Here is a 17,641-nt window from a genome sequence, read left to right as displayed (position 1 = left end):
ATCGCTTTGACGCGATTAAGCCACTGTTAAATTACGTGTAATAATACATACTGGTTGAAGCGAACGTGTTTCGGCCTTTGTAATGAAATGGCAGGGAACCTCGCGTTCCCTGCATTTCTGCTTTGGGGTACAAAGAATATGAGCGATCCGAAATTTGACGCAGCACACGCGCGCCTGGAAAAGCTATGGGCTGCGGGCAAGGATTTCCTTGGAACCGATTATGCGATCATGGCCGGGGCAATGTCGTGGGTGTCTGAACGTCACCTTGTTTCGGCTGTCTCCAATGCGGGTGGTTTTGGTGTTATTGCCTGCGGGTCGATGACCCCGGACCTGCTGTCTGCGGAAATTGCCGCGACCAAGGAAATGACCAAGAAGCCGTTTGGCGTTAACCTGATTACCATGCATCCGATGCTTGATGATCTGATCGAAGTTTGCCGCGAGCACAATGTTGGTCATGTGGTTCTGGCAGGCGGTCTTCCGTCTTCGGCATCGATCAAACAGGCCAAGGAATTTGCCAAGGTCGTTTGTTTTGCCCCGGCACTGGTTCTTGCCAAGAAACTGATCCGTTCGGGTGCCGATGCGCTTGTGATTGAAGGCAGCGAAGCAGGCGGTCATATCGGCCCGGTTTCGCTAACAGTTCTGGTTCAGGAAATCCTGCCAAACATTTCCGACATTCCGGTTTTCTGCGCGGGCGGCATTGGCCGCGGCGAAGCAATTACCGGATTGCTTGAACAGGGGGCAGCCGGGGTTCAGATCGGAACGCGTCTTGTTTGTGCGCAAGAATGTATTGCCCATCCTGATTTCAAAAAGGCCTTCATCCGTGCCAGCGCACGCGATGCGGTGACGACTGTGCAGCTTGATGAACGTTTCCCGGTTATTCCGGTGCGCGCCCTTGCCAACAAAGGCAGCGACGAGTTCCGTGAAAAACAGCGCACCGTCATTGAGAAGTTCCGTTCTGGTGAACTTGATCAGGGCGAAGCGCAGCTTGAAATCGAACATTTCTGGGCGGGTGCATTGCGCCGTGCCGTGATCGATGGTGACGTTGAAAGCGGATCGGTTATGGCAGGGCAGTCGGTTGGTATGGTAAAGAAAGAACAACCGGTAGCCGAAATCCTTCAAGAGTTGGTCGAACAGGCCGTTCAATCCCTGGTCAAGAGAGACATCTAAGCCAAATGAGCATTCCGTCCGCCGCAGTCTCTGGTCCGCGACGCCTTTTAAAGCGCGTCCGAGACGTCATGGCTGGGCCGGGAACTGCCGAGGAACGTCTTGGCAAGATCGTGACCATCATTGCTGCTGATATGGTGGCTGAGGTCTGCTCGGTCTATGTCATGCGGGCGGGCGAGGTGCTTGAGCTTTTTGCGACATGTGGTCTGTCCAAAGAGGCCGTCCACATGACCCGCCTTCGGGTCGGCGAGGGGATTGTCGGTTTCGTTGCGGCGCATGCGCGTCCCTTGAACCTGAAAGATGCGCAGCGCCATCCGAACTTTGCCTATCGTCCGGAAACCGGCGAGGAAATCTATCATTCCATGATCGGTGTGCCGATCTTGCGCGGTGGCCGGATTATTGGTGTTCTTGCGGTCCAGAACCGGACCGAACGGCTTTATTCCGAAGACGAGCAGGAAGCGCTTGAAAACGTCACCATGGTGCTGGCCGAAATGGTCGCCGGGGGTGAGCTTGTCAGCCGGGATGAGTTGATCCAGACCGACGGGATTGCGTTGCTTCCCTTGCGTCTTGGCGGGGCGCGTCTTGCACCGGGGATTGGCAAAGGTCTGGCCGTGCTGCACGAGCCGCGCATTGTCATTGACCGGATGGTTTCCGATGATCCGGAAGAAGAACTGACGCGCTTGCGCGAAGCAATGCACGGGCTGCAAAACCATCTTGATAAGATGCTTGAAGCGGTTTCTGACATTGACGGGATTGATGAGGCGGACGATCCGGGCGACATCCTTGAAGCGTACCGGATGATTGCCCAGGATACCGGCTGGTTGAACCGGATTACCGAAGCGGTTCATACCGGGCTTACCGCCGAAGCTGCCGTACAGAAGGTGCATGACGATACACGTGCCCGTATGGCGCAGGTGTCTGATCCGTATTTGCGCGAACGGTTGCATGATCTTGAAGATCTGGCGAACCGTTTGTTGCAGCATCTTTCAGGGCAATATCAATCCCCGGCATTTGGCGAGCTGCCCGATGATATTATTCTGGTGGCGCGCAATATCGGCCCGGCCGAACTTCTGGATTACGACCATACGCGTTTGCGTGGTCTTGCCCTTGAAGAAGGATCACACACCTCGCATGTGGCGATTGTTGCCCGTGCGCTTGATATCCCGGTACTTGGCGGGGTCAAGGGTGTTCTGGACAAGGTCGAAACGGGCGATTTGCTGATTGTTGATGCCGACAATACCCAGTTGTTTGTCCGCCCGACCGATGATGTGAAATCGGTCATTGACGGGGCCTTGAAGGCACGCGCAGAGCGGAAAGTGCTGTATGCGCAGATGCGCGACATGCCGTCGCGCACGACCGATGGTTTGGATATTTCGCTTAACGTCAATGCCGGGCTTCTGATCGATGTGCCCCATGTTGTTGAAAGTGGTGCGGATGGTATCGGGCTTTATCGCACCGAAATCCCGTTCATGGTGCGATCGGCCATGCCAGATATCACCGATCAGACAAAGCTTTATGACCGGATTTTCGAACAGGCCGAAGGCCGACCTGTTGTTTTTCGTACTCTTGATGTCGGCGGTGACAAATTGCTGCCCTATTGGGAGGATATGACTGAAGAGAACCCGGCAATGGGGTGGCGGTCGATCCGCATTACTTTGGATCGTCCGGCGGTTCTTGTGCATCAGTTGCGTGCATTGATCCGTGCGGGGCATGACCGTGATCTTTACATCATGTTCCCGATGATCGCCGAAGTTGCCGAGTTTGATCAGGCAAAAGCCTTGCTTGACCTGCAGCTTAAACGTGAAGCTGCACGCGGGTTTGTCCCGCGCAAGGTTGAAGTCGGCGCGATGCTTGAAGTGCCGGCTTTGATCTGGCAGGCACCGGCCTTGCTTGAACGTGTGGATTTCCTGTCGGTCGGGACCAATGATTTGCTGCAATTTATGTTTGCAGCCGACCGCGGAAACCCGCGGATCGAAGGACGATATGATACGTTGTCACCAAGTGTGTTTGCTTTTATGCGGCAATTGGTGACATTGTGTGATCAGCGGAATGTACGCTTAACCATTTGTGGCGAAATGGCCGGGCGTCCGCTAGAAGCGATGGCCCTTATCGGGTTGGGAATAAAGCGTTTATCGATGGCTCCTGCTTCTGTCGGTCCTGTAAAGGAAATGGTCAGAAGTATGTGTAAAGCTGAAGTTGAGCGATATGTCCTGACGATAATGGACAATTCAACCAAATCTCTGCGGTCGCGTCTTAAGGCTTTCGCAATAGATCATGGTGTAAAACTTTAAAAACAATCGCTTTTGGTGGGGATATCTGCTACTTTTATTGCTAGATCGTAACGTGGGGGTGCGGAGTTGGCGATCAAAAAGCGAAAGGAAGATCATTTGGGTGACGATGCTCGAGGACGCCTGCGTTTCAGGCCTTTGTCCGGGGATCGGCCATCAAATGATGTCGTTATGGACGCAGAAAATAATCAATCCGATGGCGGACACGCCAAAGTTGGAAGCCTGTTAAAGGCGACCCGAAATGGATTAGGGCAAACAGTCGAAGACGTTTGTCAGATGCTCCGTATTCGAAAAATTTATATCGAAGCCATCGAGAATAGTGACTATTCGCTTCTACCGAATGGTCCTTATGGTCTTGGCTTTGTAAAGGCGTATGCCGCACATCTTGGTTTGGACGGTGCAGAAATCGCCCGTCGTTACCGAGAAGAAAGCAACTCGCCAGCAGTGCGCAGCCATCTGTCTTTCCCGAAACCGGTACAAGAAAGCCGTGTTCCTGGTGGGGCGGTGCTGTTGATTGCGGTGATGCTGGGTCTTGGTGCTTATGGTGGTTGGTACTATCTTTCCAGCCAGGGTAAGACGATTGCCGATCTGGTCGATCCGCTGCCCGAACGTCTGGCAAGCTATTCAACGACGGTTGCGTCTGATCAGACAGAGCCGCGTAACCTTGAAAACGCGGCAGAAGCACAGGCTGCTGAAGCAGAACCGGCGACCACAGCACAGACTGCGTCTGATGCGGCGGAACCCGAGATTGCGCAAGCACCCGAGACATCAGCCAATCCTGTCGAGGACACCACGGCTGCAACGCAGCCTGCGGTGAAGCCGGTTCCTGAAGTTGCCGAAGTAGCAGAGGCTCCTGAGCCGGTTGTGACCGAGGCAGTCCCGGAAGCTGCAGAGCCAGTGACCACCGAAGTGACCGAAGCACCTGCAGCGCAGCCATCAGCGGACGTTCCCGCTGCTGCGCCAGCGCCAGCTGCAGAAGTTGCTTCTGTTCCAGCGGCACCTGAAGTTGATGATGCAGGTGGTGCACGGGTCTTTGGGGCGGTGAATGTTGACAGTCGTGTGATGATTTCAGCGGTCGAAACCAGTTGGGTTCGTATTCGCGAGTCAGATGGCAATGTTCTTCTGACCCGGATGTTGACGGCAGGCGATACCTATCGCGTACCGAATCGCGACGGGTTGAAACTTGAAGTCGGTAATGCCGGGGCATTGACCTACAGCATTGATGGTGCGGAAGCCAAACCCGTTGGCAATTACGGTGCGGTAATTTCGGATTTCTCGCTGAATGTTGATGATCTGACACAGGCCGAACAGCCGACCGTTCAATAATTTCCAGGCCCGTTTTGCGGGCGTGGTGGCGGTTTAAAAGTCAAAGGCGGCCCGTTCGGGTCGCCTTTTTCGTGACAGCTATGCAAAATCTGGCGGAAAATCTGTCACCCAACGGTTTCTAATCCGCGTTTGATAAGCTATATACTCCTGCAAGACATTTTGAACATTTTGGAACCCGAAATGAGCGTCCGCCCATATCGCGACATTGAACGCCGAAAAAGCCGTAAAATCCGCGTTGGTAATGTGGAAGTCGGTGGTGATGCACCGATCTCGGTACAGTCGATGACCAACACCCTGACCACCGATGTGAACGCGACAGTTGCGCAGATCCATCGGTTGGAAGAAGCCGGTGCTGACATCGTTCGTGTATCCTGCCCGGATCAGGAATCCAGTCTTGCGCTGAAAGACATCATCAAACAGGTGAATGTCCCGATCGTTGCCGACATTCATTTCCATTACAAACGCGCCATCGAAGCCGCCGAATCAGGTGCTGCTTGTCTTCGGATCAATCCGGGTAATATCGGATCAACCGAACGGGTGCGCGAAGTGGTCAAGGCCGCCAAGGATCATGGATGTTCGATGCGGATCGGTGTGAATGCCGGATCGCTTGAAAAAGAACTTCTGGAACGCTACGGCGAACCGTGCCCGGAAGCGATGGTCGAAAGTGCGCTGAACCACGCCAAAATTCTCGAAGATCAGGATTTCCGCGAGTTCAAGATTTCGGTCAAGGCGTCTGATGTGTTTCTTGCGGTTGCTGCCTATTACGGGCTGGCAGAAGCCTGCGACTATCCGCTGCATCTTGGCATTACCGAGGCCGGTGGTCTGCGCGGTGGTACGGTCAAGTCATCGATTGGCATGGGCAATCTTCTGTGGGCCGGTATTGGTGATACGCTGCGCGTGTCGCTGTCGGCTGATCCGGTTGAAGAAATCCATGTCGGGTATGACATTTTGAAATCACTGGGTCTTCGCACCCGTGGCGTTCAGATCATTTCCTGCCCGTCCTGTGCACGTCAGGGCTTTAACGTGGTGGAAACGGTTGCCGAGCTTGAACAACGGCTGGCGCATATTTCGACCCCGATTTCGCTGTCGATTATTGGCTGTATCGTCAATGGTCCGGGTGAAGCGCGTGAAACCGATATCGGTCTGACCGGTGGCGGCGGTGGAAACCACAAGATGTATATTTCCGGTCGTCCGGATCACAATATCAGCACGGAAAAAATGGTCGACCATATCGTTGAACTGGTCGAAGAACGTGCGGCAAAGATCGAAGCCGAAGAAGCCGCCAAGCAAACCGCAGCAGAGTAGCAAGGCTGAATTGATCAATTTTGGCTTTCCGCCACACCGGCGGAAAGCTATTTTCATGTTCACATGAGTTTGCGCCGATTGCACGTCGCGTAAATATCTGGAATTCAAGTTAGATCGGAGACCCAAAGTGGCATCGCTTCAACCCGTCCGTGGTACGCATGACCTTCTGCCTGAGCAGAACCGGTTGCAGGATTACATCGCGAATACTGCACGCGAAATCGGCGAGTTGTATGGCTATCATCGCATGACCACGCCGATCTTTGAGTTTACCGACGTCTTTGCCCGGACCCTTGGCGATACATCCGATGTCGTGACCAAGGAAATGTACACATTCGAAGACCGTGGTGGCGAACAGATTACCCTGCGTCCAGAAGGAACCGCCGGTGTTGCACGTGCCTATATCTCGAACGGGATGCAGCAGATGTCGCCGGTCAAGGTCAGCTATTATGGCCCGATGTTCCGCTATGAGCGCCCACAAAAGGGCCGCCAGCGTCAGTTCCACCAAATCGGTGCCGAGTTGCTTGGCGTTGAACAGGTCGCCGGTGATATCGAAATGATCGGCTATGGTGCGCATATTCTTAAACGCCTTGGCCTTTGGGACAGCATCACGCTTGAACTTAATACCCTTGGCGATCCGGAAAGCCGCTTGGCGTATCGCGATGTGCTGGTGGATTATTTCAAAGGGCATTTCGACAAGCTGTCGGAAGACAGCCGCGCACGTCTGGAAAAGAACCCGCTGCGTATCCTTGATTCCAAGGATGACGGTGATCGCGAATTGGTGGCCAATGCGCCGCTGTTTGCCGACTACCTCAATGAAAACAGCAAAGAATTCTTTAAGGGCCTGACCGAAGGTCTGGGCGATATCGGGATCAGTTACGAACTGAACCCGCGTCTGGTGCGGGGTCTGGATTACTATTGCCATACCTGCTTTGAATTCACGACCAACACCCTTGGTGCACAGGGAACCGTGATGGCCGGTGGCCGGTATGACGGCCTGATTTCGACCATGGGTGGTCCGCAGACGGCCGGGGTTGGTTGGGCTGCAGGTGTTGAACGTTTGGCATTGATGGTTGGCGAAGCACCGGCTGGTGCACGACCGGTTGCACTGATCCCGATGGGTGATGCCGCAGAAGCCAGATGTCGCACCCTTGCACAGACCCTGCGCGAAGCGGGTGTTGCGGTCGAGCTTGGCTATTCCGGTAATATGAAAAAACGCATGAAACGTGCCGATAAGGCAAATGCCTATAAGGCCGTCATCCTTGGTGATGATGAATTGGCCAAGGGCGTTGCCCAGCTGCGTGATCTTGACAGCGGTGAACAGCAAGAAGTTGCCCTTGATCAGCTTGCGGATGTGATCGGCAAAAAGTGAGAATGGTGTGACAGACGCGATTTCGCATGATGATGCCGGAGACTGGCCGCTAGATCGCCTTATGGTGATCGGCACCAATCATCGGCGCTCCAGCGAAGACACACGCGACCGTCTGTTCATTGATGAAGCCCGACTGCCGCAGTTTCTGGCCGCGATTGAACAGGCCCGTCTGGGGCAGGCGGTCGTCGTTTCGACCTGTAACCGCACCGAAATTCATCTGCTGGCGTCCGAGGCCGAACGTGGCCGCGAACGGTTGATTGATCTGATGTCGCTTTGGGCGGATGTCGATCGGGATCAACTGGCAAGTGAACTTTATATCCGATCAGGCCGGGATGCCCTGCGCCATATGTTTGCCGTGGCGGCATCGCTTGACAGTATGGTGATTGGCGAACCTGAAGTATTTGGTCAGGTCAAAGACGCGCACAGGATTGCGCGGCGTCATGATCTTGTCGGGCGTGAGTTGGAACTGGTCTATCAGACCGCTTATGCCATTGCCAAAAAGGTCCGCAGTCAAACCGGGATCGGACAGGGGGCGGTTTCGATTGCCGCTGCCGCACAGTCGGTTGCCCGCGATCTGCATGGTGATCTTGCCAATTGCACCTTATTGCTTGCCGGGGCGGGCGATATGGGCGAACTGATTGCAGCATCCCTTGCCGAGCGCGGCATAGGTCGCATTCTGGTCACGGATCGACTGGCAGCACGGGCAAGATTGGTCGCACGGCGTCTGGATTGTCATTGGTCGGAAATGGATGATCTGGATCGGCTTTTGGCCGAGGCCGATCTGGTTCTGACCGCTGGTGGATCACGGCGTTATATGATTGATAAGGATCGGGCATTGGCAGCGGTCAAACGCCGCCGGTATCGTCCGGTCCTGATGATTGATACGGCCGTGCCCGGTGATATTGATCCGCAGGTCGATGAAATTGACGAAGTGTTCTTTTACCGGATCGAAGATCTGGAAAAGATCGCGGCCGAAGGCCGGGGTGGGCGCGAAGAAAAGGCCGATGAAGCCTGGGCACTGATCGAGGCGGAGCTTGACGGTTTTGTCCGTGATCGTGCGCAGCGTGCTGCGGTTCCCGCCATTGCCGATTTGCGCAAACGGTTTGAAACCGTGCGCGAAGATGCCCTTCGGGAAAGTCAGGGCGATGCGGAAAAGGCAACCAGGCTTTTGATTAATCGGTTGTTGCATACACCGACCCAGGCCCTGAAAGATTTGGCGACGACAACAGATGGTGCAGGCACCATTGAATGGGTCAAGGCCCAGAAACTGTTGGCGCGTCTGTTTGAACTTGATGAAAAACCGGTTGGGGGTGCAAATACCCCAAACGATCCGAAGCAGGAGAATAAAGAGTGAGTCTGGACCTTGGTAAGCTTGACGGTGTCGTTCGCCGGTTCGACGAGCTCAATGCCCTTCTTTCAAGTGGCGAGCTGGACGGCGACGGTTTTGTCAAAATGTCGCGCGAGCATGCTGAACTGGCACCGATTGTCGAGGTCATCGAAGCCTATAAACGGCTCCTGAACGATCTTGCCGAAGCCGAAGAAATTCTGGCAGATCCGGCGGGCGATCGTGACATGCGCGAAATGGCCGAAGCTGAGAAATACGAAATTCAGGAAAAGCTGCCCGAGGCAGAGCGTCAGATGAAACTGATGCTGATCCCCAAGGACAGTGCCGATACCAAAAACGCCATTCTTGAAATTCGTGCCGGGACCGGTGGCGAAGAAGCCGCCCTTTTTGCCGCCGACCTGTATCGCATGTATCAGCGGTACGCCGAAGGGCGCGGCTGGAAGTTCGAGCAGATGGATGCCAGCGAGAACGATCTTGGCGGGTATAAGGAAGTGATCGTCAACGTATCGGGAACGGATGTGTTTGCGCGTTTGAAATTTGAAAGTGGCGTGCATCGTGTGCAGCGTGTGCCGGTCACCGAAGGTGGCGGACGCATTCATACGTCGGCTGCGACGGTTGCGGTGTTGCCCGAAGCTGAAGAAGTTGACATTCGCATTGATCCCAAAGATTTGCGTATTGATACCTATCGATCCCAGGGGGCTGGTGGTCAGCACGTTAACACCACCGATAGTGCGGTGCGGATCACGCATATTCCGACCGGTGTGGTTGCCGCCAGTCAGGAAGCCAAATCCCAGCACAAGAACAAAGAAAAAGCGATGAAGATGCTGCTGTCGCGTCTGTATGATCAGGAACGCGAAAGCAAGGACACTGCGCGGGCGGCAGACCGTAAATCACAGGTCGGATCGGGCGATCGGTCCGAGCGCATTCGCACTTATAATTTCCCGCAAGGGCGCGTATCAGATCACCGTATCAACCTGACGCTTTATCGTCTGGATGATTTTATGGCCGGTGGTCCTGCCGTTGATGAAATGTTTGATGCCCTGATTGCCGAAGAACAGGCACAGAAACTTGCCGAGATCGAAGGCTAGGACATGCAGACCGATCCGTTGATCATTGATGCCAACAGTCCATCAACACTTGGTGCCTTAATGGCGCAAGGCGTTGCTGAGCTGAGCGATGCCGGGATTGAAAATGCGCGTATGGATGCGCGTATTTTGCTGTCCCGTGCCGCCGGTGTTGATGGTGGTCGGATTACAGCATGGCCCGAAGAAGAAGTTGCTCCAGACAAAGCCGCAATCTTTAAGGATATGATCGCGCGCCGGGCTGGTCATGAGCCGGTTGGTCGTATTTTGGGGGAACGGGATTTTTGGCGGCATACGTTCAAACTTTCCCCTGAAACGCTTGAACCACGCCCCGATAGCGAAACGCTTGTCGAATGGGCGATTGATTTCCTTGAAGATGCAGATGCGCCCAGCATCATTGATTTTGGCACGGGGACCGGGTGTTTGTTGTTATCCGCGATTGGCGACCTTCCCGGTGCAACCGGGCTTGGTCTTGATATCAGCGAAGGGGCAATTGCCTGCGCACGGGAAAATGCGCGTAGTTTGGATCTTGCTCAGCAGACAGAATTTCGCGTTTCGGACTGGGACAGCGCCCTAAGCGATGCGGAACGTGAAGCGGGGTTTGATCTTGTGATGTCAAATCCGCCCTATATCACCGCCGATGAGATGAAAACTTTATCCGCCGAGGTGCAAAAGTTTGATCCGCGTCAGGCCTTAACTGATGAAGGCGACGGGCTTGCGGCCTATCGGATATTGGCACAGGTCGCGTTCAGTCTGGCAAAGCCGGCCGGTTTTGTGATCTTTGAGATCGGGCGCGGTCAGGAAAAAGATGTCGGGCAACTGTTGATCGAGGCCGGATTTGTCGGGGTCGAATACCGTGAAGACCTTGGCGGTATTGTTCGCTGCGTCGCGGCAAAGAAAACCCGCTGTTCTGTCGGGCGCTGCGTAATTTGATCGTTCGGGACTCACGGACGCAAAAAAAGCGAATGGCAGTGAAAAAAACAGTTGGAATAACCGAACAAGCCATATAGGTTGGTTTGAACGGGCCGGGTGCCCGACGCGCTTATGAAAGCGCCGTGTTCCCCAGTAAACAGTCAGCAATCTCCGTTCCTTCAATGGTTCTCGGCAGATTTGTACGGATGCCGTTTAATCGGTGCTGTTTAGCGGGAAATATGTTTTTCAGACGGAGTGGTTCCGGGGCCGATGATGTCACCGGATTGTCCTTCAACACCAAAGTCATGTTGATATGAGAAATAACAATAAACGTCCGCGCGGACGGCAACAGCCTACTAAACGTCCAGTAAATCCAAAATTTCAGAATTTTGACAGTAATGGGCCGGATGGCCGTGTTCGTGGGAACGCGCAACAGGTCCATGAAAAATATGTTTCGCTGGCCAAGGATTGCACTGACGATCCTGTTTTGGCGGAAAACTATTACCAGCACGCTGAACACTACCATCGCATCCTTCAGGCTGCGCAGGAGTGGGAAAATCAGCGTCGCGACGAGCGGGTCGGTGACAATAACAACAACCGTAACCGCAACAACAATCGCAACGGCCGTGATGACCGCAACGAAGCCCAGCCAAATCAGGGCGACGATCAGCGAAGTGACAACACCGAAAACGCAGCAAATGCTGCGGCAGATGGTGCCCCGACTTCGAATGATGCGGAAAATACAGCTGGCGAAAACACCGAAGGCACATCTGCCGCCGGTGGTGATGATCGACCAAGACGCGCACCGCGTGCCCGTCGTACGGAAGGCCGTCCTGCCGGTCGTGGTCGCCCACGCCGTTCGGATGATGCCGATCATAACACTTCTGCCCCGGCAGCAAGCAATGCACCTGTAAATGCGGTCAGCGATGACGCACCTGCTGCTGCACCTGCGCCTGTTGCTGCGGAACCTGCTGCACCGGCATCTTCGGATGCGGATAGTGCGGATCAGGGGGATGACGGCGAAAAGAAAACCCGCCGCGCATCAAGCAGTACGACCCGGACACGGGGCCGTCACCCAACAGCACGCCGCGGACGTAGCCGCGCTGCGGGCCGGGATGACGAAGAAACAGCGTCATCTGATGAAGGGTCCGAACCCGTTTCGGCCTGATCCATTCAGAAATGATGTTTTTACATGACAAACACCCCTGCAAGTCGATGACTTGCGGGGGTGTTGTCGTTTGGGAATGGTCACGCGCAAAACTCTGTATCTTTTACAGAACAAACCGGTAAAATTATAAACCTTAATAAGGCGTGCAACCGTTGATTATTGTTGGTATCAATTGATTTAAGGGGTCTTGACCCCAAAATAACAAACAATTCCGTGAAGTTATCAATAGAAGCAGTTTGATTGCAATTTACGGAACGGCTGCAATATTGGGGGTTCTTTGATGGGAGCTGGCTTTTTTCGGATCGTCATGGTGGTGTTATGGGCACTTGGCGGAATGGTTATTGCCCTCGGATTGTTCAATGGCGACTATGAACTGGCCCTGCTTGGCGGGGTGTGTTTCATCATCCCGATGTTCTTGCCGTTGGTCGTCCTTGCGGTAAACAAAGCCAAATCTCCTTCTCCTTCGAAGTCAAAGCAATCAATGACCCCGGCACAGGCTGCCAAGGCCAAAACGGAAGGCCAGTGGGCCAAGCTTGAAGACCTGACGGGGCGCAAGCTGCTTGAAAACAATCCGCCTTTTGTGCTGGGCCGTTGGGGCGATGAGAAAAGGTTGCTGGGCGCTGCGGGGCTCAAGCGTGTTTTGACCTTTGCCACCACGCCCCAGGAATATTACCGCGCATCGGCAGAACCAAATGCGCTGATGCATCCGGGGAACCTGTTTGTATATGAGCGCCATGGCAGCATTTTTCGCGCCATTCATGACCGCCGGACCAAGATGGGCCAAAGGTTGATCGTCATTGATCCGCATGGCCAGACCGGTGTTGAGTCTCAGCAATTCAATCCGTTTGATTTTATTCGCCAGAAGGGTGAAGCGCTGATCACGGATACAGCGTTGATCGCAGATACGCTTTTGGCGCCGATGTTTGTCAAGGATCTTGATGAAAAGGAAGTCCGTGTTGCGCGGACACTTTTGCAGGGCTTTATCGTTTTCACGATCCAGACAAGCGACAAGGAAAACCGCAATCTTGGCGAGGTTCGGCGTAACCTGATCATGCCGTCGCACCGTTTCTATAAAATCCTCGAAGATCTGATGGGGATTGAATCGGCAGACGGGCGTATTTCCGAAGTTGCCCTTAACATCCTTGATATGACCGAAGATCAGCGGATGAAGATTATCGAAGCCTGCCGGTTGGCAACGGAGGAATTTGATAATCCGCAAATTTCGCGTCTGTTGAGCAAAAGCAGTTTCACGATTGAGGACATTACCAGTGGCGGAGTTTCAATATTTGTCATTGGTCAGCTTGGTGGGGACACGCCGGACGTTCAGCCATCCTTTAGCCGTGTGATGCTTGCCGGGATGATGAACCTGATCAATCAACGTGGGTGGAAGTCCGGTGATCCGGAATTCTTAGTGTTGCTTGACGGGATCGAGCATGTCGGGCGTATGCCGCTGTTTGAACGCCTTCTTGGTGGCGGATTTGGCGATGGCATGATTGTCTGGCCGGGCTTTAGCGGGGTCAGTGGCCTGATGGATGTTTGTCTTAACTGGGAAAACGTTGTTGGCCGTGTTGATGCGATTTCCGTACTTAGTCAGGATGGTGCATTTAATCTTGATTGGGTTTCGGGCCTGACCGCGATGTCGCGATTTGAAGATACGGGGGGAAGTGGTGACACAACCCGTCCGGTGCATTTGCGATCACGTGACAATCAACCGATCCTGCGGTCGGCCGAAGTTGCGCGTTTCCCGAAAGAAGAACAAATTCTGTTCCGCAAAGGCTGCCCACCGATCCGGGCCCACCGGATTGACTGGTATCACGACGAATTATTCACCGGCATGGCCGTACACGCCCCGACCTTCAGTTCAGACTGAAATCATTTGCGATGAGGTGCCGCGCACTTGCCAGAAATACCATATCTGGCAAGTGCAATCTGATCGGCGGTTTTAGGCAATCGTGATGCTGTCGCCAGGTGTCAGGACGGTATCGTCAAGGGCTTCGACATACACGCCCATATAGAGATGATTGACCCCCTTGCGCAGCATAAGCGGCACATTGATATCCGAGACAGCCGTATCGGGATTGATGCTAGTGGCTTTGCAGCGCGTGATGGGGTGAATGACCCGGAATTTCGCATCATTGATCAATATGATCTGACCTTCTTCCCATTCCAGTTCTTTCCACGGTGCCAGCCCGTCAATCAACAGGTTGCCGCGGAAACGCATGGGATCAATTTCGGCCTGAACGATACGTTCGCCAAAATCACGGATCGAGGCCAAATTCAGAACCGAAATATACGGCTCCTTCATATCGCCAAACTGGGTGTCGGGAACGGCATAGATTTTTGGGGTGCCGGCAACATCGTTTTTCAGAAACGCTTTGAGGAAATCCTCAATCACGGTGCGGCCCATAGACTCATCCAGCTTGCCTTTGCAGATCGCGCGGTTGTTGCGCAGAACCGTCAGCGTGCAGGTGGCTTCATCATATTCCGTGCCAAGTTCGGTCAGTTTCGGGGTGTTGACCAATTGCAGGAAATTGCTTTTGCGGACCCATTCATGAACGCCGTCCTGACCAACCGCCGATTGGCTGGCAATGACAAAGCGGCGGTCATCCGTAAGCATGCGATGGGCGGTGATTTTTGCGCTTGGCATATCCACGCCGCGCAGTCCCTTGACCGGATAGCGTTTTATGGCTTTTAGCTCGACCGTCATTTTCTGGTTTCCTGTGTGGCGCGTGGGCATGCTGTTGGTGCGGGGCGAAATGCATGCCGTCATCGCAGACGTTAAAACGTTGTTTTGCCAAGGGCAACCCTGATCGCGCTGGATATTTCATACGCGTCGGGTGCAAGCTGGAATAATGCCAGAAAACCGTGCTGCGGCGCACAATTAATTCTTGCAACTTTTGTAGGGGTATCTGGTTGCAAACGGGGTAGACTGATACATATCAATGTTGTCGATGTCGGAATAATCTATAATTTGAAAATAGGTAATAACGACAAGGTCGTGGATGCTTCCAAGAAGGTCCACATTGCATAAAATCTGTTGGCTCAAGGAGTGACAGGAATGGAATTTGAAAAGTTTACCGATCGGTCCAAAGGATTTCTCCAGTCGGCGCAATCGCTCGCACTGCGTGAAAACCATCAACAATTTGTCCCGATCCATCTTCTGAAGGTCCTTCTGGACGACGAAGAAGGTTTGGCGGCCAATCTGATCAAGGCATCCGGGGGCAAGCCAAAGCTTGCACAGGAACGCTGCGCACAGGAACTGGCGAAATTGCCAAAGGTTTCTGGCGGCAATGGTCAGATTTATCTTTCATCGGAATTTGCCCGCCTGATCGATCAGGCACAGGAAGTCGCCAAGAAGGCCGGTGACAGTTATGTCACGGCTGAACGGCTGCTTTTGACCATTGCACTTGATCCCAAATCAATTGCGGGCAAGGTGCTGGCCGATGCCGGTGTGACCGCGCAAGGCCTGAACGGGGCGATCAATGATATCCGCAAAGGGCGTACTGCGGACAGTTCCGGTGCGGAAAGCCAGTATGACGCATTGAAAAAATATGCCCGTGATCTGACCGAAGCCGCCCGCGACGGCAAGCTTGACCCGGTGATTGGCCGTGATGAAGAAATCCGTCGTGCGGTGCAGGTTCTGTCGCGCCGGACCAAGAACAATCCGGTGATGATCGGGGAACCCGGCGTTGGTAAAACCGCCATCGCCGAAGGTCTGGCCTTGCGGATCATCAAGGGCGATGTTCCCGAGACGCTGAAGGAAAAGAAGCTTCTGTCGCTTGACCTTGGCGCGTTGATTGCCGGGGCAAAATTCCGTGGCGAGTTCGAAGAACGCTTGAAAGCTGTGCTCAGCGAAATTGAATCCGAAGCAGGCCAGGTCATTCTGTTTATTGATGAGCTTCACACCCTTGTCGGGGCAGGGGCGGCAGAAGGGTCGATGGATGCCTCCAACCTTCTTAAACCCGCCTTGGCGCGTGGTGAGTTGCATTGTATTGGTGCGACGACGCTCGATGAATATCGCAAGCATATCGAAAAGGACGCAGCCCTTGCCCGGCGGTTCCAGCCGGTATTTGTGTCTGAGCCATCTGTAAGTGACACGGTATCGATCCTGCGCGGGATCAAGGATAAGTACGAGCTTCATCACGGGGTCCGGATTGCCGATGCCGCACTTGTTGCGGCGGCGACCTTGTCAAACCGTTACATCACTGATCGGTTCTTGCCGGATAAGGCGATTGATCTGATGGATGAGGCATCATCGCGTCTGCGCATGGAACTTGATTCCAAGCCGGAAGAAATTGATGAACTTGACCGCCGGATCATTCAGCTCAAGATCGAACGCGAAGCGCTTAAGAAAGAAGACGATACTGCATCGAAAGACCGCCTTGGCCGGTTGGACAAGGAGCTGATCGAGCTTGAAGGCAAATCGACCCTTCTGACCGCAAAATGGGAAGCCCAGAAAACCGAACTAGCCGCATCGACCCATATCAAGGAACAGCTTGATCAGTCGCGCAGCGAACTTGAACGTGCGATGCGCGATGGCAAACTTGAACGTGCCGGACAGCTTCAATACGAAGAAATCCCGGCTCTTGAGCGTTTGCTTGAAAAGGCTGAAAACGATCAGGCTGACGGGATGAAGGAAGAGGCGGTTACGGAAAAGCATATCGCATCCATCGTGTCGCGCTGGACCGGGATTCCTGTCGACAAGATGTTGGAAGGTGAGCGCGAAAAGCTGCTTGAAATGGAAGACATCCTGCGCAAACGGGTTGTCGGCCAGGACGATGCCGTGCGGTCCATTTCCAATGCGGTGCGCCGTGCCCGTGCGGGGCTTCAGGATCCGAACCGACCGATCGGTTCGTTCCTGTTCCTTGGCCCGACCGGGGTTGGTAAGACAGAACTGACCAAGGCACTTGCGCAGTTCCTGTTTGATGATGAACAGGCGATGGTTCGGATTGATATGTCCGAATTCATGGAAAAACATGCGGTTGCGCGTCTGATCGGCGCACCTCCGGGCTATGTCGGCTACGAAGAAGGTGGGTCTTTGACCGAGGCAGTCCGTCGTCGCCCTTATCAGGTGGTCCTGTTTGACGAGGTCGAAAAGGCACATCCGGATGTGTTCAACATTTTGTTGCAGGTTCTTGACGAAGGTCGCTTGACCGACGGGCAGGGCCGGGTTGTCGATTTCCGCAACACGCTGATTATTCTGACCTCGAACCTTGGTGGTGAAATTCTTGCCAATCAGGAACCGGGTCACGATAGCGGCGAGTTGCGCGGTCAGGTGATGGAAATTGTCCGGGCATCGTTCCGTCCGGAATTCCTCAACCGTCTGGATGAAGTGATCCTGTTCCATCGATTGGCTCGCGCGCAGATGGGCAAGATTGTTGATATCCAGCTTGGTCGTCTGGAAAAACTTCTGTTTGATCGCAAGATTGAACTTGATCTTGATGATGCGGCCAAGGACTGGTTGGCCTCAAAAGGCTATGACCCGGTTTACGGTGCCCGTCCGCTTAAACGCGTGATCCAGCGATATTTGCAAAACCCGCTGGCGATGCAGATCCTTGAAGGCGGGATAAATGACGGGGATAAAATCCCTGTGTCTGCCGAAGGATCCGATCTTTTGCTGAATGGTAAAAAGGTCGAAGTTAGCGAATAATCAACCGCGATACCTATTGATGCAAAACCCCG

The 17,641-nt window shown here is 53.9% G+C and carries 12 protein-coding genes; 11 read left to right on the top strand and 1 reads right to left on the bottom strand.

Annotated features, from left to right (window positions below; all coding sequences use genetic code 11):
- The first annotated feature begins 138 nt into the window (after positions 1-138).
- From RIC05_RS01655 to RIC05_RS01610, 10 genes are all read left to right on the top strand, one after another.
- A complete protein-coding gene (locus RIC05_RS01655) occupies positions 139-1,167 on the top strand; it encodes an NAD(P)H-dependent flavin oxidoreductase (RefSeq protein ID WP_350047535.1) in 1,029 nt (342 codons plus the stop codon).
- Between the two features lie 5 nt (positions 1,168-1,172).
- Positions 1,173-3,455 carry a phosphoenolpyruvate--protein phosphotransferase gene (ptsP, locus tag RIC05_RS01650; protein WP_350044384.1) on the top strand — a complete coding sequence of 761 codons (2,283 nt, stop codon included), beginning with the start codon at positions 1,173-1,175 and terminating at the stop codon, positions 3,453-3,455.
- A gap of 168 nt (positions 3,456-3,623) precedes the next feature.
- Positions 3,624-4,778, top strand: a complete 1,155-nt coding sequence (locus RIC05_RS01645) for a helix-turn-helix domain-containing protein (protein ID WP_350047533.1) — start codon at positions 3,624-3,626, stop codon at positions 4,776-4,778.
- 180 nt (positions 4,779-4,958) lie between these two features.
- Positions 4,959-6,083: a flavodoxin-dependent (E)-4-hydroxy-3-methylbut-2-enyl-diphosphate synthase gene (gene ispG, locus RIC05_RS01640; protein WP_350044382.1), complete on the top strand. Its 1,125-nt coding sequence runs from the start codon at positions 4,959-4,961 to the stop codon at positions 6,081-6,083.
- 127 nt (positions 6,084-6,210) lie between these two features.
- Complete coding sequence (gene hisS, locus RIC05_RS01635; RefSeq protein ID WP_350047531.1) at positions 6,211-7,452, top strand: histidine--tRNA ligase; 1,242 nt, start codon at positions 6,211-6,213, stop codon at positions 7,450-7,452.
- Between the two features lie 7 nt (positions 7,453-7,459).
- Positions 7,460-8,806: a glutamyl-tRNA reductase gene (hemA, locus tag RIC05_RS01630; RefSeq protein WP_350047529.1), complete on the top strand. Its 1,347-nt coding sequence runs from the start codon at positions 7,460-7,462 to the stop codon at positions 8,804-8,806.
- The gene (gene prfA, locus RIC05_RS01625; RefSeq protein WP_350047527.1) at positions 8,803-9,885 is read left to right on the top strand and encodes a peptide chain release factor 1; all 1,083 of its coding nucleotides are present in this window, start codon (positions 8,803-8,805) and stop codon (positions 9,883-9,885) included. Before hemA ends, prfA begins: the two co-directional genes overlap by 4 nt.
- 3 nt (positions 9,886-9,888) lie before the next feature.
- Positions 9,889-10,812 (top strand): peptide chain release factor N(5)-glutamine methyltransferase, encoded by a 924-nt coding sequence (prmC, locus tag RIC05_RS01620; RefSeq protein ID WP_350047525.1) that lies wholly within the window; start codon positions 9,889-9,891, stop codon positions 10,810-10,812.
- A gap of 292 nt (positions 10,813-11,104) precedes the next feature.
- Positions 11,105-11,959, top strand: coding sequence for a DUF4167 domain-containing protein (locus RIC05_RS01615; protein ID WP_350047523.1), 855 nt, complete (start codon positions 11,105-11,107; stop codon positions 11,957-11,959).
- A gap of 280 nt (positions 11,960-12,239) precedes the next feature.
- The gene (locus RIC05_RS01610; protein ID WP_350044376.1) at positions 12,240-13,829 is read left to right on the top strand and encodes a type IV secretory system conjugative DNA transfer family protein; all 1,590 of its coding nucleotides are present in this window, start codon (positions 12,240-12,242) and stop codon (positions 13,827-13,829) included.
- Between the two features lie 72 nt (positions 13,830-13,901).
- Here RIC05_RS01610 and RIC05_RS01605 read toward each other — a convergent pair whose 3' ends face one another.
- A complete protein-coding gene (locus RIC05_RS01605) occupies positions 13,902-14,666 on the bottom strand; it encodes an MOSC domain-containing protein (RefSeq protein WP_350047521.1) in 765 nt (254 codons plus the stop codon).
- 351 nt (positions 14,667-15,017) lie between these two features.
- Between RIC05_RS01605 and clpB the strand changes: the two genes are divergently transcribed.
- The gene (clpB, locus tag RIC05_RS01600) at positions 15,018-17,609 is read left to right on the top strand and encodes an ATP-dependent chaperone ClpB (protein WP_350047519.1); all 2,592 of its coding nucleotides are present in this window, start codon (positions 15,018-15,020) and stop codon (positions 17,607-17,609) included.
- Positions 17,610-17,641: the final 32 nt, after the last annotated feature.

This window comes from Thalassospira sp. (genome assembly GCF_040218635.1).
GTDB lineage: Bacteria > Pseudomonadota > Alphaproteobacteria > Rhodospirillales > Thalassospiraceae > Thalassospira.
This window is presented reverse-complemented; position numbering and strand designations above follow the sequence as displayed.